General features: G+C 57.3%; 21 protein-coding genes. 16 read left to right on the forward strand and 5 right to left on the reverse strand.

Annotated elements, in window-relative coordinates:
* The first annotated feature begins 8 nt into the window (after positions 1–8).
* The 7 genes from AB0323_RS19775 to AB0323_RS19805 all read left to right on the forward strand — a co-directional run bounded on the left by AB0323_RS19775 (position 9) and on the right by AB0323_RS19805 (position 4409).
* Positions 9–239, forward strand: a complete 231-nt coding sequence (locus AB0323_RS19775) for a hypothetical protein (RefSeq protein WP_366178839.1) — start codon at positions 9–11, stop codon at positions 237–239.
* Positions 240–398: 159 nt separating this feature from the next.
* Complete coding sequence (locus tag AB0323_RS19780; protein WP_366178840.1) at positions 399–695, forward strand: hypothetical protein; 297 nt, start codon at positions 399–401, stop codon at positions 693–695.
* Between the two features lie 42 nt (positions 696–737).
* On the forward strand, positions 738–1031 hold the full coding sequence (locus tag AB0323_RS19785) for a hypothetical protein (RefSeq protein WP_366178841.1): 294 nt from the start codon (positions 738–740) through the stop codon (positions 1029–1031).
* Between the two features lie 395 nt (positions 1032–1426).
* On the forward strand, positions 1427–1957 hold the full coding sequence (locus AB0323_RS19790; RefSeq protein ID WP_366178842.1) for a hypothetical protein: 531 nt from the start codon (positions 1427–1429) through the stop codon (positions 1955–1957).
* A complete protein-coding gene (locus AB0323_RS19795) occupies positions 1954–2595 on the forward strand; it encodes a hypothetical protein (protein ID WP_366178843.1) in 642 nt (213 codons plus the stop codon). Before AB0323_RS19790 ends, AB0323_RS19795 begins: the two co-directional genes overlap by 4 nt.
* A 295-nt stretch (positions 2596–2890) precedes the next feature.
* A complete protein-coding gene (locus AB0323_RS19800; RefSeq protein WP_366178844.1) occupies positions 2891–3715 on the forward strand; it encodes a hypothetical protein in 825 nt (274 codons plus the stop codon).
* An 88-nt stretch (positions 3716–3803) separates the two neighbouring features.
* Positions 3804–4409, forward strand: a complete 606-nt coding sequence (locus AB0323_RS19805; RefSeq protein WP_366178845.1) for an ElyC/SanA/YdcF family protein — start codon at positions 3804–3806, stop codon at positions 4407–4409.
* A 170-nt stretch (positions 4410–4579) separates the two neighbouring features.
* On the opposite strand, the gene AB0323_RS19810 is transcribed toward AB0323_RS19805, so the two are convergent.
* A complete protein-coding gene (locus AB0323_RS19810; protein WP_366178846.1) occupies positions 4580–5905 on the reverse strand; it encodes a polysaccharide deacetylase family protein in 1326 nt (441 codons plus the stop codon).
* A gap of 928 nt (positions 5906–6833) precedes the next feature.
* On the opposite strand from AB0323_RS19810, the gene AB0323_RS19815 reads away from it, so the two are divergent.
* Positions 6834–7841, forward strand: a complete 1008-nt coding sequence (locus AB0323_RS19815; RefSeq protein WP_366178847.1) for a polysaccharide deacetylase family protein — start codon at positions 6834–6836, stop codon at positions 7839–7841.
* 174 nt (positions 7842–8015) lie between these two features.
* On the opposite strand, the gene AB0323_RS19820 is transcribed toward AB0323_RS19815, so the two are convergent.
* Genes AB0323_RS19820 through AB0323_RS19830 form a run of 3 tightly spaced genes read right to left on the reverse strand, consistent with a single transcriptional unit; the run spans position 8016 to position 11802 of the window.
* A complete protein-coding gene (locus AB0323_RS19820) occupies positions 8016–9443 on the reverse strand; it encodes a dihydrolipoamide acetyltransferase family protein (protein ID WP_366178848.1) in 1428 nt (475 codons plus the stop codon).
* A gap of 2 nt (positions 9444–9445) precedes the next feature.
* Positions 9446–10573, reverse strand: a complete 1128-nt coding sequence (locus tag AB0323_RS19825; RefSeq protein ID WP_366178849.1) for an alpha-ketoacid dehydrogenase subunit beta — start codon at positions 10571–10573, stop codon at positions 9446–9448.
* Entirely contained in the window at positions 10570–11802 is a 1233-nt protein-coding gene (locus tag AB0323_RS19830; RefSeq protein ID WP_366178850.1) for a thiamine pyrophosphate-dependent dehydrogenase E1 component subunit alpha, read from the reverse strand. The genes AB0323_RS19825 and AB0323_RS19830 overlap by 4 nt, the downstream gene beginning before the upstream one ends.
* Positions 11803–11973: 171 nt before the next feature.
* On the opposite strand from AB0323_RS19830, the gene AB0323_RS19835 reads away from it, so the two are divergent.
* The 6 genes from AB0323_RS19835 to AB0323_RS19860 all read left to right on the forward strand — a co-directional run bounded on the left by AB0323_RS19835 (position 11974) and on the right by AB0323_RS19860 (position 20611).
* Positions 11974–12438: an Lrp/AsnC family transcriptional regulator gene (locus tag AB0323_RS19835; protein WP_234748882.1), complete on the forward strand. Its 465-nt coding sequence runs from the start codon at positions 11974–11976 to the stop codon at positions 12436–12438.
* Positions 12439–13165: 727 nt separating this feature from the next.
* Positions 13166–14656 (forward strand): polysaccharide biosynthesis tyrosine autokinase, encoded by a 1491-nt coding sequence (locus AB0323_RS19840; RefSeq protein WP_366178866.1) that lies wholly within the window; start codon positions 13166–13168, stop codon positions 14654–14656.
* A 210-nt stretch (positions 14657–14866) separates the two neighbouring features.
* The gene (locus AB0323_RS19845; RefSeq protein WP_366178851.1) at positions 14867–16210 is read left to right on the forward strand and encodes an O-antigen ligase family protein; all 1344 of its coding nucleotides are present in this window, start codon (positions 14867–14869) and stop codon (positions 16208–16210) included.
* Positions 16211–16764: 554 nt separating this feature from the next.
* On the forward strand, positions 16765–17334 hold the full coding sequence (locus AB0323_RS19850; protein ID WP_366178867.1) for a glycosyltransferase: 570 nt from the start codon (positions 16765–16767) through the stop codon (positions 17332–17334).
* Complete coding sequence (locus tag AB0323_RS19855) at positions 17315–18487, forward strand: glycosyltransferase family 4 protein (RefSeq protein ID WP_366178852.1); 1173 nt, start codon at positions 17315–17317, stop codon at positions 18485–18487. The genes AB0323_RS19850 and AB0323_RS19855 overlap by 20 nt, the downstream gene beginning before the upstream one ends.
* 1269 nt (positions 18488–19756) lie before the next feature.
* Complete coding sequence (locus AB0323_RS19860) at positions 19757–20611, forward strand: glycosyltransferase (protein ID WP_366178853.1); 855 nt, start codon at positions 19757–19759, stop codon at positions 20609–20611.
* A gap of 140 nt (positions 20612–20751) precedes the next feature.
* On the opposite strand, the gene AB0323_RS19865 is transcribed toward AB0323_RS19860, so the two are convergent.
* Positions 20752–21567, reverse strand: a complete 816-nt coding sequence (locus AB0323_RS19865; RefSeq protein WP_366178854.1) for a WecB/TagA/CpsF family glycosyltransferase — start codon at positions 21565–21567, stop codon at positions 20752–20754.
* 321 nt (positions 21568–21888) lie between these two features.
* Between AB0323_RS19865 and gmd the strand changes: the two genes are divergently transcribed.
* Positions 21889–22917: a GDP-mannose 4,6-dehydratase gene (gene gmd / locus AB0323_RS19870; protein ID WP_366178855.1), complete on the forward strand. Its 1029-nt coding sequence runs from the start codon at positions 21889–21891 to the stop codon at positions 22915–22917.
* The gene (locus AB0323_RS19875) at positions 22917–23891 is read left to right on the forward strand and encodes a GDP-L-fucose synthase (RefSeq protein ID WP_366178856.1); all 975 of its coding nucleotides are present in this window, start codon (positions 22917–22919) and stop codon (positions 23889–23891) included. Before gmd ends, AB0323_RS19875 begins: the two co-directional genes overlap by 1 nt.
* The last annotated feature ends 19 nt before the right edge of the window (positions 23892–23910 follow it).

Genomic DNA, 23910 nt, shown 5'->3' on the forward strand with positions numbered 1-23910 from the left:
AGGCAATCGTGAAACGGTACAGCTACGCGCATCCGCCGATCTTTATGGTGTCCCTGGCGATCCTTTTTATGACCAGTTGGGACCTGTGGCTTCGAATCCTCTTGCCATCGGTGGTTCTGGTTTTGTACGTGATCAATGAAGTAGTTCTTTATCGGAGGGAGAAGGCGGCACGTGCACGTGCAGCCGAGGTCGATCGCACCGACCCGATGGTGCACGCCTACCGGGAGCCGCCTTCCTAGTCCCTCGATCGACGGCGCGCAATCATGGCGCGGACCAAGTGGCCTTCAAGCGATATGACAGCTGATTTTGAGGGGAGCGTCTCACCCGTGGGTGGGGCGTTCCCTACGCCCGTCAGGGACTAAACCCGTCAAGGAGCCAAAGATGAATAGGAGCTTCAATTGCAAACTTCGCACATTATTGCCCAGATAGGAAACCGGCTGCTCATTATTGGCGTGATTGTCTGCGCGGGCGGAGTCATCTTCGAAACGTTGGCCACAAACTTACTTTCGCTGCTTATCTCCCTCCAAGGCGGGGCCGGCGCGGGCGTCGGTATATGGCTGACAGGCCTCGTCGGTTCAGTCGTGCGCTTCGGGCTTGCCCCGCTTGGCGCATCACTCGTAGCTCTGGGCATCGCAGCACACATGCTTCGAAACCGGATCCCGGACCTTCTCAACAACCATGGGAAGGACGAGTAAGCAGCATTTGGAACCGGAATCTGTTTGGACAGGAGTTTCAAAATGACCCCGAACCTAAACGGTACCGAAAGCGGCATCCTGTTGTCCCGACTATGCGTAATCGCCGGGGTCATTGGGGGCGTCTTGGCAGTCCTGCATCCAATTCTGGGAGCTGCGCTGTCCGTGCTTGTGTTGGTGTGGGCTATCGCCGGCGAGCGCGGCGCCGGTCAGCACGCGTACCACATAGCACTCCTAGTCAGTCTGGCCGCGCTGGTGATGAACACAGCAATTCTGCTCACGTCACTGTCTGTTGGGACGTCTGTTCCCGATCCCCTACCGGCCGTGGAAATTAGCTAAGGGAGGGACCTTCCCACCAACCATGGGAAGGACGAGTAGGCGGCATCGAACCCGGTCGCAATACCCGAACCCCGGGACCCCAACGGAAATCAGCGACGATACCCTCCCGGCATGGGGAACTTCAGAACGGGATATCTTGCCAGGGACGAACGACGCGAGCGGCGAATAAGAATTCAGCGGCAGCTGTCCTACGTCGGATTAGGGGTGTTGGCTGCCGCCACAATTTTCGTCGTGACGATTGCCCTCCGCCACTGAGGCCGTCGCCTGACGCTTCGCCGCAGGCAGCCGCCGTCGCGAAGAGTACCGCCAGCGCGCCGCCGTCGTAATCCATCCTGAGTCGTAACCAACACGCGCCGCTGGTGAATTACAGGGCGTGCTCGGATAGCCTTCACACCATGGGGGATCTGGGGTGGGTTCGGCGGGTGCTGGTTGTCGAAGATCAACCATTCATGCGCGGGCTGGTTGCTGAGGCCTTGAGGGGCGCGGAATTCGACGTGCATGATTGCGCATGCATTGTGTTCCTTACCAACTATCCGTCGGAAGCTCCCTTTTCCGGGCTGCCGGCTGGAGCAACCTTCGTCAACAAGGCATCCCTTGACTCCGTGGATGGCCTCATCAGTGCAGTGAACTCGACCCTCGTGGAGCTTCCGCTCACTGTGACTCCCGCTGTGGCGTCGGACGCAGCGAAGATCGGCTCGCTTACTCGCGTACAGCTGGATATCCTGCGCATGATCGCGGAGGGCTGGTCGAACGCTGAAATCGTCAAACAACGGGGAAGCAGCACGCGCTCCGTGGAGAAGGCCGTTTCGCGGACGTTCGAGGCTCTTGGCCTGAACCGGACTCCGGGCGTCAATCCGCGGGTTGCCGCGGCAACGCTGTACGCGCGCGCGTTTGGGTTGCCGGCCCCGGTCGATAGCGAAAAATGATCAGCCGCTCCCCTGCGCTCTGGGCCCGGGGTATCGGCAGTAGCAATGCCCTGGGCCTCTGGTCGTGGCTTCTGACCTTGCCCTTGGCGCTGACGGTCATGAACATGTTCGCCGGATCGATCACGCTGGCTGGGACGGGATCGGTCACGCCGACTGTGGAAGGTTCCGGCACGGCGATCGTGGATCTGGTTCACGTCGTGCTTGGTCTTTTGGGGATACTCCTTCGCCCCTTGATCACGGCACGCCCGAGCTTCAAAGGCAGAATCGCGACGGCGTTCGGCACCTTCGCGTTCCTGGGCGCCTGCCGCCCTCTCCTGGTGGCTTGGTCCGCGCAGGCCTTGAATATCGCAGACCTCAGCGAAAATCTCTGGGCCCGTGTCCTCATCAACATCGGGGCGGCCCTGGTCTTCCTCTCGGCGATCGCGATGCTGACGGACTCCATCCGCGGGCACGCCGCGCTCGAACCCCGGCTCCGCGCTGCCCAGGCTGCGATCGAGGCGCAGCTCGGCTTCGATGAGCACCGCTTGCGCTCGATCCGTTCCGACTATGGCGCCGAACTCTCCAAGCGTCTTGACCCGGATGACGACAACCCTGGACAGAACCGAGGCCTCACGCTTGCTGCGGACGATCTCGGATGACGTCGTCCGCCCGATGAGCCACCAACTCTTCCACGACCGCCCTGGCCGCACGAGAGGGCCCCTCAGCGGCCGCTTTCCTTCGCAGAACGCACTGAGGGACTCACGCATTTGATCCGGGCCGCGCCGGTCGGATTACCTGTCCTGCTCTTTACGTCACTCATTGCAGTCCGTCTGCTGGCGAATACGGCGTCCTCTTCCTGCTGGTTCAGTCGGAGGGGTAATCCTGCTCCTCGGGAACACCGCGACGGCCCGGACGGTGGGCAGGATTACCAGTTCACGATGGCGAATTTCCGCGATGACCCTCTGCTACGCGGCCACCGCCGAGGTTTCCGCATCGGTGACCTGCCTACTGCAGGGCGCTTTCGGCTATACCCCGTTCTTCTACTGGTCCGCCGTCTGGGCCTATCCGCTCACCGCGCTCACAGTTGCGGTTCTTCGAGCTACCGAACGCCAACGACGGCGGCACGAGGTTAGGCTGGCACGCTCGCTCAACGAGCAACTCAAGCTAGCCGACCGCGCGCACCAAAAGCTGCTCCACACCCGCCGGAGAGTCGCCAGGATTCTGCACAACAACCTCCAGGGAAACCTGGTTTCGAGGGCCCTCGCCCTGGGTACCTCCAGAGGGAACGATCCAGAAGAGGATTTTGGTCGGCAACGCGTCAGGGACATTCTGACGCGTGCCGTGGCTACCGCTCAGAGCGAGATCTTGGACGAGACGCCCGGGCAAGCAGGGAGCGCGGCATCGAGTATCCAGGACCTGCTGAGTATCTGGGAGCGCGTGCTGAAGCTGGCATGCGACATTGACCCTGAAGTGTGGGCGTTGTGCGACGAGAACCCTGCCCGGGCCGAGGCAGTCATCGAAGTGCTCTCAGAAGGATTTACCAACGCCATTCGCCACGGTGAACGAAGCCATGTCCGGGTCACAATGTCCGCCCAAGACCAGCACCCGACACGAACGGCGGCTGGCACCGGAGCTATTCACATATCCATCAGTTCCCCGGGCCGGCTCCGAGGCCCGGTCCACCCCAGTCTCGGGATGACGACGCTTCAGGCCCTCTGCAAGGAAGTAACACTCAGCGAGGATGGCGAAAACGTCGTCCTCCTGGTTGTTCTTGCGTGAGGCCGCCGATGGGTCTCTGTGTGAGCAGATAGTAGTCTTAGATCCAGTGCAGCGCTGCCGCCCACATCCCACTTGGTAAGAGGACGGTATGACCTTTCTCCGAGATCACGAAACACAGGCCAAACCGCCTACCCGAAAGAAGCGTCTCTTCTTCCGGTCGTTTGCGGTCATTGCAGCCTTGGCGATCTTCTGGGCCGTTGCCGGCATCTTTCTGTACGTGGCCCCGCCTGCTGACGAACCGAAGCACGCTGATGTCTTATTCGTGCTGGGGCCCCCGGACCAACGCATGGTCTACGCCGAGCAACTGATGCAGCAGGGGTACGCCCCCACGCTTGCGGTCTCAAGTCCAGTGGACAAAGACGGCCGATTCGAGGCAGAAATATGCTGGGATCACCGCTCTTATCGGGTTATTTGCTTCCATTCGGATCCGTTCACAACACAGGGCGAAGCCCGGGCGCTTAGAGACCTGTCAAACCAGTACGGATGGAAGAGCGCGAACGTCCTTACTGCTCAGTTCCATGTGACCCGGGCCCGGGTGATCGTGAGCCGATGCTACTCAGGAGACGTGTGGATGGTCGCTGACAGGATGGACTTGCCGCTGATTTCCCTGACCACCCCTACGTACTCTTGGGCATACCAGTACTTGTACCAAACTGCGGCCTTCGTCAAGGTCGCGATCTACCCAGATTGCTGAAGGGTCAGTGAATGGTCGGCACCGTCGACTCCCCGACGGGCGCGAATACCGTTGTGTGAACTACATAAACAACCAGATCCTGCAGTGTTCTCGGGCTATCCCGAAGGATATCCCGAGTTGTTCATCACCTCGGGATAGGGGTGATGGGAGCTCGATCGCACCGCGAATACTCACATCGCCCGGCGAAGCACCTCTGAAGTGGTACGAACAGGAATACCCATTCGGGCAACATAGTCGATTGCCTGCTGAAACGTCGATAGCGCGATTTGGACGCTTGCAGCCGGTACCCCAGGGGTTATGTCGTGAAAGACAAGGTTCAGCCACGTTCCATTGGCCTTACAGGCATCGATCCGATCCCTGAGATGGGCAAGAGTGACTGTATTTGTGCTGGATTGCGCCCTGCACGTGTACATCTCTCCCGGAGGCAGTGTCTCCTCTTGTCTGTTGTTCAGAGTCCTGGCGAATTTGAAATACTTGGACGTCGCTTTAATAACATCGGCATTGAAGTAGCCAAGTGGGTATGCGAAAAGATCAGCCCCCCGAAATCCATTCTCCAAAAGCCAATTCCTGGTCATTCTCAGTTCAGAGTCAAGCACGTCAGCCGGGAGACGCGTGAAGCCCAGATTGTGACTTGCCGTCGTCCATGCATGGGCCGCGATCTCTCCGCCACTAGCCTCTATCTGATGCAAATCAGGCAACGAAAGCCGACCAGGGCGTCCCACTTCGTCAACGATGGTGTATATCGTGGGCTGAAATCCATATTTCTCAAGAAAAGAGGTGCCATATTTTCTCTGCGATCCCCAGCAGTCATCGAAGCTGATCGAGATCACCCCGGACGGGAAGGCCTCCGGACGTTCGTTCTGCACTGCAATCGCTTGAATCTGAATTTTTACCCGGTTGCCGGTGCCGTCGTCCGCGGCCGTGATACAAAGATCCGTTAGATTCTCACGCGCCGGCTTCCCCTCTGAGCCTGGGATCCAGGGCATGGTCACCCATGACCACCGATTTTCCGGAAAGATTTCTTGAAAAGGGAGAGTCGGTGATGCCTGGATCATGAACTGAAAGTAGTTTTTGAAGGCAGAATCGCCTGCGCGAAGTGAAAGTCTGGTTAAATGCTCACCGCCCGTAACTTTGAGAAGGACGGCGAATACCTTTCCCGACATGTCGAAACCGACCGAAAGGGCAGAAGGTTTACTTATACTAGCCTGTACCCCATTTCCAGTTGTCTCAAAGTACACGGACTGAGCACCCTCGACGTAGTCCCCCGTGTCGTCAACGGCTCCTGCCGCCGTTCCGTCCCCGCGAAAGCCGTGGTCGCGTTGGAATTGAGCCAATACCGTTCGTGGCAGTTCATTGGGTTCTCTAATTACAGGCAGTACGGATGCTGGCTTGGTCGGTTGTTGTACTTGCTCTGAAGACAGCGCGTGGATCGCACCAACTCCAGTCGCCGCGGCAGCAGCTACTCCGATTCCAGCAAGCAAGGATCGCCGGCTCACAGCCGTCCTTGCCGAATTTTGGTTCCGTTCTTCACCTTCCCCGTTCTCCGCCAATGAAGCCTCCAGTCTCAAGTTCTTTCTAGTTCGAACGAGTCACACCCCCAGCCGCGAGAGGAGCGGGGTTCAGCCGGGCACCCGTCAAAAGGCTACAGGAAAGCGCGCACTGATAGGCCACACCTCCTCCAGCAACAACCCCATCCGTAGCCCCCTCCATTACCCAAACCTCAACGCAGCGCTCCGTATTGTCGCCACTCGGCACCGAAGGCACAGAGGCTCGCAGCCGTTTCTCCGTGCCGCAGTTGTCGGCGCCGATGGGATTCATTCAGTGCTGGGCGCCCGTACGCCAAGGAAGCCCAATACAGCCGCCGGTAATTCATTTTGAAAGACGACAGGGTAGCTAATCTGGTGTCGAAACTTCCCAAGCTGAGAATGATACTTCATTTCTAGTGCAGCGCCGTTGCCTTCTGATCCATCGCAAGTATCAGGAGTTGAAAGCAAGTAGTGACACCCGTGTTGATTGCCGAAATATCAGGAAACCGCTGCGAATACAGGTGAATACCACTCAAGCCTGATAGAGGCCTGCCCCGTAGCCTCGAAATTAGTTGGGAAAGCAACGATTTTAGGGGTAATCATGGGTTCTGTTATGCAGCCTGGGGTAAACAGGCGCTCTCTTCTTCGTATTGGGGCAGCCCTGACGGCCGGGACCGGCGCGGCCGCACTAAGCACATCCACCCCGGCGCACGCCGTCACGGATATCGCTACACCACTCACAACGGCGGCAACGTCCGATCCGGGACCGTTCAACGCGCGCCGTCTTGGCATCCCAATCAGAAACTGGGACACCCTCAACTCGTGGGTCCGGCAAGAAGGTGGCGGAGTCCTCACTGTTGAAACTGACGACCCGGGTCAGCCCAGGCGTTTGAAGCTGGTGACTGCTCCGGGAATGACGGCCACGGTAGGTGCACCAATCACCTTCACGGTCCGCAAAGGCGGAGGCATCGCCATCCGTATTAAGCGAAACGCCACCGTTCAGGGAATTCAGGTGGTGGTCGTCACGGGCCCATACTCGAAACCAAGGACACTTCATACCGATACCGGAACGTACCCCGTCCCTGTGGGGCAGTGGTATGACATGGTCCTACCTGCCGCCTTCCTGACCAGGTATTCGGACCCGGGTGTAGATATGAACTGGTGCATCGAGCTACAGATCAAGGCGATTCCTGCCGCAGGACAAGCAGCGACACTTGAGTTCGCCGAGCCGCGTGTGATCCAAGGTGACGGCGCTCCCCGAGTTATCTGGGCATTCGACGACGGTCGAGCGGACCAATACTCGGTCGCTTACCCGATCCTCAAGGCCGCCGGGTATACGGGAACGATTGCTGTGGAATGGACGAATGTCGGGGCTGTGAACAGGTGCACTCTCGATCAATACAAGGAACTCTACGCAGCCGGTTGGGAATTCATCGGGCACCACACGACTCAGATCACGTCATTGAGCGACGCGGACGCAGAGACTGTGTTCCGTGGCGCTCGTGAATGGGCCCAGAATAACGGCTTCCTCCGGGGAACCTCACACTGGGTATGGCCTGGTGGTCAAACGGATCCACAAAAGGACATGATTGCGAGCCGGTACTTCCTCACGCGCCGCAAAGTGAGCCCCATGGTCAACAACATCATTCCGGGTGTCTACGACCCATGTGACACGCCCGTCTACTACATCACTCAGACTCGGCCCCTCGCCGACGCCCAGGCTTACATCGACAGGGTTGCCGCCAACGGAAACACCGCGCACTTCGCGTTCCACTCTCTCACCACCGGGACACCGACAGCTCCCGAGGACTGGACGGTAAGTGACTTCCAAGCGCTTGTCGCATACGCGAAATCGAAAGGACTGAGCAGCACTAGTTTCGACGAAACCTTCGGCATATCAGGCTGAAGGTGGCGCATTCCTACTCGCGTACGATATTCCAGCCCATGCTGTTGCAGGGTCACCCAAACGGAAATTTCAGCGAGCGGGCGGAGGGAAATTCTTCGCCTGCCCAACCTTGCGATACCAGGGCCAAAAAATCAGCGACGTTACAATTGATCTGTTCCGGGCGAGCCTCGACCCTTACAAATCCGCCAGCACCGTCCCAGGGTTCTCAATCGCATCTGCAACATACCTCAGGAACCCCGCAGCCGTTTCCCCATCACAAACCCGGTGGTCAAACGCCAATGTCAGCTCCGTGACCTTGCGGACGGCGAGCTGTCCATCAACCACCCAGGGCTTGTCGATGATGCGGCCTACGCCAAGCATCGCCACCTCGGGATAGTTGATGATCGCTGCGGAACCGTCCACGCCGAACACTCCGTAGTTGTTCAGTGTGAAGGTGCCGCTGGCCAACTCCGTCGGGGTTGCCTTGCCGTCGCGCGCAATGGCAGTGAGCCGGCGGATTTCAGCATCGAGTTCGCGGGCGCTCAACAGGTGGGCGTTGCGGACTGAGGGAACCACGAGTCCACGGTCCGTCTGTGCAGCGAAGCCAAGATTGATGCCGTCAAAAGCGATAATCTCCTGCATCTCACCGCCCGCTGCGTCCTCGGCCGTGACGATCCGGGTGTTCAGCTCGGGGAATTTTTTTAGCCCGGCTGTGACAAAACGAGCAATGAAGGCGAGCAGCCCGGGAGCGCCGTGCGGATCGTGTTTCTTGAGTTCTGCGCGCATTTCAAGGAGCGCGGTGGCGTCGACATCGACCCAGACAGTTGCCTCCGGGATTTCGGACCGGCTGCGGGTCATATTGGCCGCAACAGCCTTCCGTATTCCGCGGACGGGAGCGCGCGAAGCCACGGTCAAGCCGGTACGGGCATCCTGGTCGCCGGTGGAAGTCTGGACAACGGCCGGCGCATCAACGGGCGCGGTCTCGCGCGTGGCCCCGCCGATGGCGGCCTCAATGTCGCGGCGCAGGATGAGTCCGCTCTCCCCCGAACCAGGCACGGCGTCCAGCGAGACCCCATGGTCCCGGGCCATCTTCCGCACCAAGGGGGAAATCACTGCAGAAAGCTTCCCGGGAATCCGCGTACGGGACAAGGAGAGCTCGGCAAGGTCGGGCTCTGAGGTCACAGCGACAGCGGGAGCAGACACCTTCCGCGGCCGGGTGCGGCGAGCTTCGCCGCCTCCGGATGTTCCGTAGCCAATGAGGACGTTCCCGGATCCGGCTTTCTCTTCGGTCCGGTAGGTCTCGGCGGCTGCAGCGACCGCGGGTGCCGCGGAATCTTCTTCTTCCACAGGCTTGGGCTCAGCACCAAGCGAAGCACCAACAGGGGCCACTGAGATCAGCGGCTTCCCGACGTCGAGCGTCTGGCCGGCCTCACCGTGCAGCTTGGCGACGATGCCAGCGTACGGCGAGGGCACCTCCACCATGGACTTCGCGGTTTCAACCTCGGCGATCGGCTGGTCGACGCGGATCTCGTCGCCTACGGCCACAAGCCAGTTGACGAGTTCGGCCTCTGTGAGGCCCTCCCCCAGGTCCGGAAGCAGGAACACCTGCATTTCTGCGCTCATGGTCAGTTCTCCCATTGAAGGTCGTCGACGGCGTCGAGGATGCGGTCGACGCTTGGCAAGTAGTAGTGCTCCAGCTTCGGAGCCGGGTACGGAATGTCGAAGCCGGTCACGCGGCGGATGGGCGCGGCCAGGTAGTGGAAGCAGCGTTCCTGTACCCGGGCGACAATTTCGGAGGACACCGAGGCGAATCCGTGGGCTTCGGCGATGACAACCGCTCGGCCTGTCTTTCGGACGGAAGCACACACAGTCTCATCGTCGAACGGCACAATCGAGCGGACATCGATCACTTCAAGCGAACGGCCCTCTTCAGCGGCCGCGGCCGCGGCGGCGAGCGCCGTCGGGACCGAGGGGCCGTAAGCGATGAGCGTCGCATCAGTGCCGGGACGCGCGACGGCGGCGCGCCCCTCGCTGCTGGATCCTGCGGCAGCGTTCGCGGCGTGTTCTGCGCGCAGGGCGCCCAGGTCCACCTGGTCTTTGGACCAGTAGAGCTTCTTGGGTTCCATGAACATGACGGGATCGTCGGAATCGATGGCCTCGCGGAGCATGCGGTAGCCGTCCGCTACTGTCGCCGGCGTGAAGACCTTCAGGCCAGCAGTGTGGGCGTAGTAGGACTCGGACGAGTCACAGTGGTGCTCCACGCCGCCGATCCCGCCGGCGTAAGGCACACGAATGACCATGGGAAGCTTCACGGCACCCTTGGTGCGGTTGTGCATCTTGGCCACGTGGCTGACGATCTGTTCGAATGCCGGATAAGCGAAGGCGTCGAACTGCATCTCGATCACGGGACGCATTCCGTTCATGGCCATGCCGACGGCCATGCCCACAATGCCTGATTCAGCAAGAGGGGTATCGAAGCACCGTTGCTCTCCGAATTTGGCCATGAGGCCGTCGGTGATCCGGAAGACGCCACCGAGGCGGCCAACGTCTTCACCGAATACCAAAACGGAAGAGTCGGCCTCCATGGCGTCTGCCATCGCGGTGTTGAGAGCTTTGGCCATGGTGATGGTTTGTGGACCGGAGGCTTCGGCGACAGCTGCTGCGCTTGCGGCCGCACTGGCGGTGGCGGAGCTGACGTCACCTGTTGCGGCGTGCTCGGTGGCCTCAGAGGATGTTGTGACGGCGGGGCTCATTTGCCTGCCTCCTTCTGGCTGGACGCCTCACGGGCGAGTTCGTCGGCTAGCAGGGCGGACTGCTCCTTCAGTTGCGGAGTGGGAGTGGAGAAGACGTAGCGGAAGAGATTCTGCGGGTCTACGGGTACGTCCTCCCCCAGGCCTTCACGGAGCTGCGAGGCAACGGCTTCAGCTTTCGCTGCTATCCGGGTGGAGCCGTCGTCGTCGAGCAGTCCACGATCGGTGAGGTACGCCGTCATGCGGCTAATGGGGTCCTTGGCGGTCCATTCGGCCACTTCGCTGTCCTCCCGGTAGCGGGTGGCGTCGTCGGCGTTCGTGTGGGCCTGCATGCGGTAGGTGTGGGCCTCGATGAGAAGCGGGCCCGAGCCTTCGCGGGTCAATTTCACGGCGCGGTCCAGCACGGCGAGCAACGCGACCAGGTCATTCCCGTCGACGCGCTCACCGGCCATGCCGTAGCCGACGGCCTTGTGGGCCAGCGACGGCGCCACAGACTGTTGGCTTAAAGGAACTGAGATGGCGTATTTGTTGTTCTGCACGAAGAAGATGACAGGCAGGTGGAAGACCGCAGCAAAGTTGAGTGCTTCGTGGAAGTCACCTTCACTGGTTGCACCGTCGCCGCACATTGCCAACACCACGGTGTCCTCGCCGCGCAGTTTGGCGGCATGGGCAACTCCGACCGCGTGGAGCAGCTGGGTGGTCAGCGGCGTGCACTGGATGCCCACCTTGTGCTTGGTCGGGTCGTAGCCGCCGTGCCAGTCGCCCCGGAAGATCGTCATGGTCTCCACCGGGTCGACGCCCCGGGACATGACCGCTACAGCGTCTCGGTAAGTGGGGAACAGCCAGTCGCCTTCACTAAGGCACAGAGCGGCGGCCACCTGGCACGCCTCCTGGCCGTGGCTGGACGGGTAAACCGCCATACGACCCTGCCTGACCAGGGCGGAGTTCTGGTCATTGACGCGGCGCCCGACTACGAGTTGTTCATAAGCTGCCATGAGTTCCGCGTCGCCTGGGATGGGATATTCGTGACCCGGTTCCGTGCCCTGCTCAGCCTCAGGCTTGAGCCCACCAGAGGGATCGACCATCTGGATCTGATGGTGGGCAGGCAGCATGTAGTCTTCGACGCTGATGCCGAACTTGCGCCGCACTTCGGACGCTTGGTCGCTTGCTTCGGTATCGTCCGGCCGAGCGTCAGCCAGACCCTGGGCCTCATGGTCTGCGGAGATCGTCATTGGTCCGTCCTTCTGTATCCACTATTTGTCACCAGTATGTTCCCCGGAGAAGTTTCGTATCCAGCTCTGGGGAGAATCATGGAAAAGTTTGCGTGAAACCTTTAGTCTGGAAGACAAATTGCAAATGTGAGCTGGGTAACGGACCTACACTGTGGACGAATTGGAGATGCGATGGCCGAGGTCGAAGCGGATCAGGCAGAGGTTCCACTTGACCAAGTGGACAGGGACATCATTGCCGAACTGACGCGGGACGGCCGGATGTCGGTTACCCAAGTGGCAGAAAACGTCCACATCAGCCGGGCGCACGCGTACTCGAGAATCTCCCGGCTGACGGGCGAAGGCGTGCTCACCAAGTTCACCGCGCTGGTGGACCCCATCAAGGCCGGCTTGAAGTCATCGGCCTACGTCACGCTCAAGGTGCAGCAGCACTCCTGGCGGGAGCTCCGGGAAGAGCTACGGCTCATTCCTGAGGTGCAGCACATTGCTTTGGTGGGCGGCGATTTCGACGTCATCCTGCTGGTCCGCGCCACCGACAATATTCATCTGCGCAGGGTCATTTTCGACCAACTGCAGTCGATGCCGGGTGTACAGGACACGCAGACGTTCCTGGTGTTCGAGGATCTGGATACGCGGTAGGACAACGAGTGTTTGACGCCGTCGCTGGGATCTTAGGTCCGGATCCTTCTGCGTGTCGGCCTAGGTCGTTGGACAGACGCACGTCATCCCGTGGGCGCAGGACGACTCAACTTGGTCTTTCCCGGTTTCAGAAGTACAAGTGTCAAGAAGAACCCAGATACTCCGATGATAACCAAGGGCGCGAGCATGACCGCCAGACCGAATACGAAATTTTCGGGGGACACTCGGGAATTACCGGAACAACGCTAGACAGAGAACCACTGCCGTCGCGAAAATCAGGACGGCGAGCCCCATATACTTACGCCGCCTTCGCCGACTCTTGCGGTATGGATTGATGTCCACGTAGCCGGGCAAAGCGTCCTCCATTTTTTGATGTTCTTGAACGTCCCCTGGATAAGTATCGACCACGAACCCGGGCAAGTAAGGACAGCGCGAGGGCCCGCTGCACTTCGACTCGTTTGATCCCGTCTGATGGAGACCGGTCTACTCCGAAGAACACAACTGCCGGGCGGCACCAAGTGCACAGATTCAGTCGCCTCTGGCACTCGATGAGGCCAATATGCGATGCCTCAGCCTAAGTGGCCAAGACGTGCGGCCGGAGGCTGAGGTAACAGCGAACAGTTTAGAATAGTTATGCGGGTAGAATGACCGGGACCACATGATTGAACGACGTACTGGGGCGCGTCCTGCACGCAGGCTCCGGGAAGCGACACAGGGGGACCCCGGTTTGGACCTACGCGATTACGTGAGAATTCTGAGACGAAACTGGATTTTGGTCGTGGCCACCATGTTGGCTGGACTTCTTGTCAGCGGTCTCGTTTCGATCTTGACGAAACCTACATATACGTCGGAGACGCAACTCTTCGTGGCAATTCAAAATTCTGGTTCGGCGCAAGAACTCCAACAAGGCAACACGTTCAGTCAGGCACGAGTTCAGTCCTACGTAAAGACCGTGGACTCTCCGGTTGTTCTCCAGCCTGCGATCGACACACTTGGCCTGTCAGTGACCGCAGAAGAGCTGTCGAAGCAGGTCAAGGCAAGCACTGACCTTAACACGGTACTCATCAACATCTCCGTTGATGATCACTCGCCAGTGCAGGCAGCGGCAATCGCCCGGGCCGTTGCAGACAGTTTGATTCACGCCATCGACTCGCTCGAGAGGCCTAAGAGTGGCGACTCCTCCCCTGTGAGGCTCTCCGTCACAAAGCCTGCAACAGTGCCGCCAGCGCCGTCGGCACCCCACACAACGCTTAATCTCCTGCTAGGCCTCTTAGCTGGACTTGCCCTGGGTGTCATCGCAGCAGTCCTTAGAACGACTTTGGACAATCGGGTCCGCGGCGAGGTTGATCTGCGCCGAATCACCGATTCACCCCTTCTGGGCGCCATTACGTTTGACCAAGATGCAGCTAAGAAACCGCTCTTGACCCAAACCGCATCGCAAAGTCGGCGGGCCGAGTCTTTTAGACAGCTCCGCACAAATCTTCAATTCGCCAACGTTTCAGGGAGGGCGAAGACGGTGCTCGTTACCTCTTCTTTGCCTGGTGAGGGTAAGAGCACAACTGCAACCAACCTCGCAATTGCGATTGCACAGGCTGGACAATCCGTCTGCCTCATTGACGCCGACCTCCGACGCCCAATGGTGAGCGAGTATCTTGGCCTGGATTCAAACGCTGGCCTCACAACTGCCCTCCTCGGCGCAGCAGATGTCAACGATTTGCTGCAGAACTGGGGCGAGGATCAACTCTTTGTTCTGACCTCGGGACAGATTCCCCCCAATCCGAGCGAGCTGCTCGGTTCAGAAGAGATGAAGGATCTCATCGCCCGACTCGAACGAGCCTTCGATACGGTCGTCATTGACGCACCGCCGCTTCTCCCAGTCACAGACGCAGCTGTGCTTTCCCAGTATGTAGGAGGCGTAGTTCTTGTGGTCGGAACGACGAAAGTCAAACAGCACGACCTCCAGAAGGCCCTTAACGCCCTGTCCATGGTGGAATCCAATCTTCTGGGAGTTGTCCTCAACCTTTTGCCTGGAAAGGGCCCAGACGCGTACACGTACGGTTACGGCTACTACGGTCAAGACAAAGAACCACGTTCCACTTCGACATCTAGCGGTCAATACATCGAAACCGACGGCAGCGGAAGATCCCAAGATCGCGCTTCAATCAATGATCCCAGACCCGCGAGTACGTACCCCTACGCCCAAATTGACCGTAGTTGAAGTCATAAGCGCAGCACGGCGCCTTCACACTCCATCGAGCTAAACAGGGAACATTGAACTGCCGACTGGGGCTATCTAACTAGGTCTCCAGACTCTGCATTCATGACCCATCGATATCGACGCGCCTCGCACAGTATCCGCATCTACCGGCAATGCAGACCACGCAAGCTAGAAATTGCTTGACGTCGAACCTGAAGGAGGATTGAGCACATGCAGCCTCAATCTCGCAAAAGTGCCGGGCGACTCGCAACCATTCCAGGATCCACGCGAGGCTATGACACCCCCGCCATCCGTCAGCAGAAACGAAGAGCGGCCTCGTCGAAGTTTGACGGGCGCTCCGAATCATTGTCAGGGGAGCCTAAATCAAGCTCTCCAATCGTCGTTCATTTATCCTTGGCAAGCGTGCTTGTCGGTTGTACCGGAGCTTTTCAAGTATTTGCACAAACCGGCGGTGGCGCAATTCTCGTTTATGCTCCGCTAACTCTCGCATGCTGGTTGATCCTCATTCAGATCCTCAGTCCCGTTCGTTTTCCGAAAGAAAGCTGGCACGAGCTACTTCCGCTATTCGTGCTGTGTCTCGCACCGACGCTTAGCGTCCTGTGGTCCAGTTACCAGCAGAAGACCGTCAACGATGCGGTAACTCTAATAGTATTTGGACTACTGGGCATTACTATATCCAAATATCTCAATTTCGATGCACGGCTCCGTACGGCGGCCTTAGTGCTCGGCGGACTGCTGGTTATTTCGGTTCTCGTCGTAATATTGGCTCCAATTTACGGAATCGATAACGATACTCGTTCGATCGCTTGGCGCGGAGTCTTTTTGAATAAGAACTCGTTAGGAAGGGTCGCCGCCATTGAACTATTATTGTCGGCATACCTATTCATCAAAGCGTCGGGATTCTTGAGAATGGCCTGGCTGCTGTCGATACTTCTAAGCGTTCTTGTGGTTCTGAACTCAGACAGCCAGACTGCCCTTGTAGCTGCGCTGGCGGGCCTTGTTGTCGCATTGATACTTGAACGAAGAACGTATCGGCGTAACTTGGCATCTCGTTTTGCAACCATCCTCGTGGCAAGTTACATCCTACTGTCAAATCTCATACCACTGGCAGGCCCGATAATTGCCGGTTATCTTTCCAGAGATACCACGCTCACTGGTCGAACATTTCTTTGGACATTTGCCAACCAGTTCGCCGATCAGAAACCTATTCTTGGATGGGGATTCGGTGCAGTCTGGCAAACAGCTGGTGGCGTTGGTGATGCGATATCCCAGCAATTGACATTTGTACCTGGGAGCGCTCATAACGGCCTCATCGATTTACGCCTTCAATTGGGGCTATTGGGCATTGGCCTATTTGCACTGGGACTCTGGCTACTGGTACGGCGAATGTTGAAATCGACCTCAGCAGCGGCACAGTATCCTTGGAAGATTGGATATGTTGTACTTATCCTCACTATGGATCTGGCCGAATCAACATTCTACTTTGGCCTCACGTGGTTCTTGGCCTGGATATTTCTGAGCGACTATCGATCGAAAATCGGGGGACTTTCTTGAGACGAATAGCAATACTTGCATATGCCTGCAAAACTGACGCAGGGAGTGAACCAGGCGCAGGCTTCCATTGGGCGATCGCCGCGGCGAGGTCTGCTGCCGTGGAAATTATTACTAGGCCTCTGGATCAAGATACAAGAACGGCATTGCTGAGCGCCGGAATCGGTGTCAATGAGGTTGCAGTTAGCCATTTTCGGAGGATTCCCCAGCTTTCCTATATACGATGGCTTCTCCAAGCTCAGGCGCGGTTAACGGAAATACATGCGGCGAGTCCTATCTCCTTGGTACACCACATAACATATGCAACCGACTGGCTGCCAGCTCCTAAGCTTGAAGGAGTTCCCCTAATATGGGGACCCGTGGGTGGTTCCACAGGGCTTCCCAAGGCCTTAGGGAAACTGTTTTCTCGAAGGCTCCTGGCAAAGGAGCTTATTCGATCCTGCCTGACTGGCACCGTCCGATTATTCACGCGCCGGTGGGCCAAGACAAATGTTGATATCTTGATCGCTCAAAATCACGACACCGCCAGGAATTATGCCGGTGTACGACGCGTGTACGTGCGACCAAACTACGTTATTACTCCGCCAACTAGTGCGGATTTCGGTCCCCGGCTGGAAAAGAACATCGCAATAGTGGGACGCCTCATCGAGATGAAGGGGGTTCATATCGCGATCTCGGCAATGGCATCGGACGCACTCAAAGAATGGACCCTCCACGTAATTGGTGATGGTCCAGTACGCGAGAAACTGCAGAACCAAGCCAAGTCACTCGGGGTCGCCGATCGAGTTCTTTTTCACGGCCAGCTCCCGAGAGATACAGTCCTAAGGCACTTGGCAGAAGTTCGTTGTTCGCTACTTCTCTCAACTCATGATGCAGCAGGCTGGTCAGCGGCAGAATCGATCTCCGTCGGAACTCCTGTGCATACGTGGAACCACGGGGGTCCTGCAGAAATCGTGAGCCTGACCGGCTGCGGGACAACAACTCCGCCAAGCTCCGAGGGTGTTCACGAACTAGCGATGGCTATTGCCGGCAGCCCCCCATGTCCTAGCGACGCCGACCTGTCCCCATACTATTTGGAGAACCTGACTCTCGAGTTGAGGAATTGGTATGACGAAGCAATTCGATGAAACTACGCCGGTCGTGCTCATGTTTCATGCCCGCTATCGAACGCTCGGAGGCGAGGAGCGCAGCTTTGATGAGGAGGCTAGTCTCTTAGAGGTTATCGGATTCCGAGTGGAAAGATTCGAGTTGTCCAATACGGATCTTCGTTCGAATTTTTTATCGGCGATCGGCTCAATATTCAATCCAATCGTCTTCATAAAGGCTTTGCGCAAGATGCGCCGGAGCAATCCGAAATTTGTTTACGTCAACAATCTTTGGCCTGCTCTTTCCCCTGCAGTGCTTTGGGCAGCTCGCATCTGCAATATTCCAACCCTTCAGGCTCTTCGTAACTATCGGATTGTGTGCCCTTCAGGTAAATTGACCAACGAGGGAAATTGCCTAAATTGCGGGGCATTCACGTTTCCCTTCAAATGTATAGCACGCGGCTGCTACAACCACAGTCGCATACAAACCGCGCTAGTCTCCCTTTTTTCGTGGAACGTTCGAATTTCGAACGCACGAAGGAGGAATCATGCCTATCTGGCGACAAGTGCGACCACGAGAGACTTGCTGGTCAGACATGGGATTTCTTCAGACAGAATTCGAATTCGACATAACTTTCTAGCTTCTTTCGTTGAGCCTTCGTTTGACATCGGTTCCGGGGTAATTTATGTCGGCCGCCTTTCCGAGGAGAAAGGAATTGCTGAGATAATTAGCTCTTGGATTGAGATTAAGGATGCACCACTGCTGACTCTTGTCGGCGACGGCCCACTGGCGGATATAGCGAGGCGCGCGTCAAATGATGAGGCAAGTAACATACGGTGGTTGGGCATCCAACCCGCCTCGGCCGTCCTGAATCTACTAAAGGCGAGTTCTCTGAGCATCGTGCCTTCGCAATGGGCCGAGCCATTCGGGAGAGCTGCGATCGAATCCATGAGTGTCGGCACACCTGTAATTCATACGAATGGAGGTGCCCTGACTGAGATCGTCGGCGACACCGGCATCCTACTGAATGACCTCACGAGCCCGAGCGTCTCGCGGGCACTTGGTGTAATTGAAGACCACTTGCAACTCACCGAGCTTCGACGACGGGCATTTGAGAGATATTACGCTAGCTACAGTCGGATCGCAGCGACTGAAGATATTCGACAACATATCGAGGCTGTTGTTGAAAATTGAGGAGAATCTTCGCATCGTTCTTTGTTATTGATCAGGCCGTAAGCAGCATAATTACCTTTGTCCTGATTGCAGGTCTGTCGAGAGCGGGCGGCCCTTCCATGGTTGGGTCGATTGCCATATTTCAGACGATCGCATTAACAGGTCTCGCGGCGGCGCGCGCTACTGGAGTGGATGTATGGGCTGCGTCGGGTGCAAACCCGACCGATCGGCGCTCTGCCCTCTCTTCCAGCGTTCTCCTGGCCCTCGGCGTACTCGTTGTCAATACGATCCCAGCGGCCCTCCAGTTCGCCCATGGCGTCCCGGTTATTCTTTACTGGGCGGCAACCCCGGTCATCGTACTTTTGGATGCTGTAAGAATCCTGCTTCTCCACGCAGGAAAGACTTGGGTGTCTGTATGCGTCCAATCAATGACTCTTGGTGGACTCGCGTATGTGGTGTTTGTTGCTGGAAATGCAGTCGAGCTACTAAGCGTCTACCTGGCGGGCGTTATTCTGACCGCAATTTCTGGTTTCCTCGCGCTCAGACTATGGCCTCCCTTACCTTCGTTTCGTTATGCCTCTGTCAACCGCAGGAGATCTGGCCCCTTTCTCCTCGAGATTTCACTCGGATCGATCACCCAGCAGCTCCTGTTTCTACTTGTTACGGTTCTTTCAAACGTCGAAACCGCCGGTCGTATTAGAATCGCCCAAACGCTTCTTGGGCCAATGTCCGTCGTATACTCCGGGCTATCCCCACAACTGTTGAGGCAACTGGGCCGGTTGGGTGAGAACAACAAACGAGCAGTAACGAGAGCGGGTCAGAATTTTGGACTATTGCTTGCCGCTTGCTCCTTTGCCGGGGCAATGATTCTCAGCCTTGGCCTAAGCGTCGAAATTTCTGGATTCAGTCTTCTGGGGCTGCTCACGGGGCACAGAGATCTTAGCCTTCCTCCAATCGTTGCTGTTTGTGGAGCTGCCTTGGCTTCCGGCGGTGTCGTACTCGGAGTCGGCACAGCCGCGCGCGTAGTGGGAGCAACCCAAAGTCTGAATCGGTGGAGATTACTCTTGATCCTTCCCCAAATTGCCATTGTTGCTGCTGGAGCCTTGGCTGGAGGTGGACTCCTGGCCGCCACAGGTTTGGCGGTATCATCCGCAGCGACGGCGTTGATGTCTATCATAATTCTCTCGAGAAATGTACCGAGACGAACTAGAAGGTATCATCCTAAGCTTAGGATCAACCCAACACCGTCTCGTAATGTCAGTTGCTCCCCTCTCCTAGAAGGAAAATGCTGTGAAGGTTCTCATTGCCGTTCTAACATACAACCGTGAGATCGAACTTGAGCTTTGCCTTCAATCCATCAGCGACGCGATCAAGAATGTCGCTGTACCTGTCGACGTGTTAATCGGTGATAATAAGCTCGACTCAAATTGCGTAGCGACCTACATACCGACCGCAAAAAGGGTTCAGATGGGACTCGGATCTATTGCGGCCGGGCGGCAGTTTTTGCTTACAAAAGCCCGTGTTGACGGTTATGATTATCTCGCTTTTATTGACGACGACGAGATCGTATCTCCCAGCTGGCTAGCGCGAATGCTCCAGACTGCAGAAGCACACCCATGCGCTGCGGTTGCAGGGCCCGTCTCCCCATTGGGATTAAGAGCCGCTGATATCCCGCTTCACATCAGGAAACGCCACGCAACGGGAACCATCGTCCCGTCCGCCGGCGCCGGGAACCTGTTGCTCGATCTAAACCGTGCGAAGGCCACAGACTTTGACCTTGATTGGGGCCTGGCTGGCGGCGAGGATACAGATTTTACGCTCAGACTCAGCGCGAATGAAGGGCCCATAGTTTGGTGTGATGAAGGAGAAGCCTATGAGCCGGTCGCTGCCAACCGGCTCACTCGCAGATGGTTGATCAAACGGTACTTTTCAAACGGGCGGATTCTCCGTCGGGCGCAGCGCTCACTTGAGTCCGTTCCGGCCCGGTTGCCAGCCCGCGCCCTCGCGCTAGCATACAGCTCATTCCGATTACTCATCATGCCTTCTTCGCCGAAAGCCTTCCGCTATTTTCTAGACAACGGTGCGAGAAATCTTGGCTATGCCTATGAAGCCCTTTTTTCGGGGCGCAAGCTAGCTGAGAGATAGGTCGGTTAGCAAGAAAGAACACGGATTTCCCGGCGGATCCCATCCACCCTCAAGTGAACTTACTAGCTTTTCGATTCCTCTATGAATTTTCGCGAGCAAGCGTTCATGGCGGTTCGCAGACATTTTCCTCGATCCAGGGTCTAGGACCTGGACGTAAGAACGGAACGGAAAAAATAGAAACTGCCCACCGTGTATCGCCGCCAGAGCCGGCGAGGCTCCTTGATGAAGCGATAGAACCACTCGAATCCGGATTTCTGTATCCAGAGAGGAGCTTCCGAGGCAGTTCCCGCCTTGAAATCGAAGGCTGCCCCTACACTTGCAAAAGTCAGATTTGGAAACCTTAAGGCAAGTTTTTCAGCTGCCAGGTCCTGCTTAGGTGTCCCCAGACCTAGCCAGACTATGTGAGGATTTTGCTCCTCTATTTCTCGGCAAATTCCCTCGATGAACTCATCGTCTAACGGAGCAAACGGCGGAGCATAAACCCCAGCGATAGCGGACGTGGGATAGTTCTTTCGTACCCACTCTTCGAGGAGTTCTAAGGTTGACGATGTTGTCCCAACGAACGTGTGGCGTAATCCATCCGAGCATCCACTAGCAAGCACCTTCTCAAAGAAGGTCGGCCCCCGTACTCTAAATGCAGATAGCGGACCAGATCGTCCACTCGCCATTCGAATGAGCCACGCTACCGGAAGCCCATCCGCAAAGTTTTCCCCGGGGGCTTCCAAAGCGCGACGATAGAGATCATCTCTGTCAGCTAAGCCGACACAGTAAGCATTTGAAAAGCGAAGATTTTGGCCCTGGCGGGAAATTGCATTCTTGATTGCACGCTCAACAACTTCGTCAATCCTTGCCACCGAGAATGAAACTGACCCTACTTTGGTTGTTGAAAACCCCAAAAAAACCCCCAAATTTTGCCACGACAGAAACCTCAATATTCCCGGATTGCAGATTATCACCGAGTGAGCACCTGAGCAATTGACTTCGCTGTGTGCATCTGCCTGAGGATCGCCACTCTGCTCCTTGCCTGGCTTCGCGGCAGACCCCGGGTATGAGCGGCTATGCAGGTCCGGGCGCCGTTCCAAGTTCTTGAAGAACTGAGTCTGATGTTCGCAGCGGCGCCCACATCGCCCGCTCTACAGCGTTCTGTCGCATCAAAATATGTACGCACCGATTCCTTCTTCGTTGCCTCTTGAGGCTATTATCATCACGATGGCGCCCTTCGATCAGCGATGTCGGTAGGTTGCGGGTCATCTAACTATTCGTATCTCGGGGGAATCATGGCCAAAAAAGCATTCATAACTGGCATCACAGGCCAAGATGGGTCCTACCTCGCTGAACTGCTTCTCGGCAAGGGTTATGAAGTTCACGGACTGATTCGCAGGGCATCCACCTTCAATACTGCGAGGATCGACCACTTGTATGTGGACCCGCATGATGCCAAAGCAAAGCTCTTCCTCCACTACGGCGACCTCAGCGACGGGGCACGCCTTGTGACCCTTCTCGCGCAGATCCGACCGGATGAGGTTTACAACCTCGCGGCGCAGTCGCATGTTCGGGTGTCCTTTGACGAGCCCGAACACACTGGCGACACGACCGGCATCGGCTCCATTCGTCTGCTTGAGGCCGTCCGTATGTCCGGCATCGAAACCAAGTTCTACCAGGCGTCCTCCTCGGAAATGTTCGGTGCCACGCCGCCTCCACAGAACGAAGAGACGCCGTTCTATCCTCGCTCCCCCTACGGCGCGGCTAAGGTGTACAGCTACTGGGTGACAAAGAACTACCGCGAGGCTTATGGAATGTTTGCCGTAAACGGCATTCTTTTCAACCACGAATCGCCCCGCCGTGGGGAAACATTTGTAACCCGAAAGATCACCAGGGCTGTAGCCGCCATCAAGGCGGGCAAACAAGATGCCCTGTACATGGGCAACCTTGACGCCGTCCGCGACTGGGGTTATGCAGCCGAGTACGTAGAAGGCATGTGGCGCATGCTCCAAGTTGACGAGCCAGACGACTTTGTTTTAGCTACAGGCGGTAACTACACCGTCCGCGACTTCCTTCAAATCTCTTTTGAGCACGCTGGCCTGAACTGGGAAAACCATGTTCGCTTTGACGAGCGTTACCTCCGTCCAACCGAGGTTGACGCTCTGGTAGGTGATGCTTCGAAGGCCCAGGAGAAACTTGGCTGGAAAGCGACCGTCCATACCCCTGAGCTCGCTCGAATCATGGTGGATGCTGACATCGAGGCCTTGAAGCACGCGGGCAACCACTGGATCGATGGAGTCGATCTCGACAGTTGGAAGAACTGATGTCAGAGCCCATCTCATTCACGCCTGGCAATCTTGACCGTGACTCGACCTTCTACGTAGCCGGGCACCGCGGCCTGGTCGGGTCTGCTATTTGGCGCAAGCTGGAAACCGAGGGTTTCACTCAGCTTGTGGGCAGGTCGTCGGCCGAACTGGACCTCAAGGACCGGGACGCCGTCTTCGAGTTCTTTGCGCGGAACGAACCCCGCTACGTAGTGCTAGCCGCCGCGAAAGTGGGCGGTATTCTTGCCAACAACACCCACCCTGTGGACTTCCTCAGCGACAATTTGCGTATCCAGGTGAATGTACTGGATGCGGCCCGCGAGCAAGGTGTCGAAAGGCTCCTCTTCCTTGGGTCATCCTGCATCTATCCGAAGTTCGCAGAGCAACCAATCCGCGAAAACTCGCTACTCACGGGTCACCTTGAACCGACCAATGACGCCTATGCGATCGCGAAGATCGCGGGCATCATGCAGGTGCAGGCAGTTCGCAGGCAGTATGGACTCCCATGGATATCAGCCATGCCCACCAACCTCTATGGGCCTGGCGACAATTTCTCGCCGGAAGGTTCACACGTTCTGCCTGCCCTGATTCGTCGTTACGACGAAGCGGCCAGATCAAGTACCCCAGTGGTCACCAACTGGGGCACAGGATCACCGCGGCGTGAATTCCTCCACGTGGACGACATGGCCGCCGCCTGTCTTCATTTGCTGGAGAACTACGACGACCCGGAACAGGTGAATGTTGGAACCGGGACGGATGTGACAATCAAGGAACTGGCCGACATCGTGGCAAAATCAGTCGGCTTCTCCGGTGCCATCGAATGGGACACTTCCAAGCCCGACGGCACGCCACGAAAGCTGCTGGACGTTTCTAAGCTCTCCAACGCTGGTTGGTCTGCTTCCATTGGTCTGGAAGAAGGAATCAAGGCCACCGTGGACTGGTACAGATCAAATTTGGCTGCAATTCGCAACTAAGAGGTCAGAACGGTACTCA

The sequence above is a fragment of the Arthrobacter sp. NPDC080031 genome, from assembly GCF_040702485.1.
In the GTDB taxonomy this organism is placed as follows: domain Bacteria; phylum Actinomycetota; class Actinomycetes; order Actinomycetales; family Micrococcaceae; genus Arthrobacter.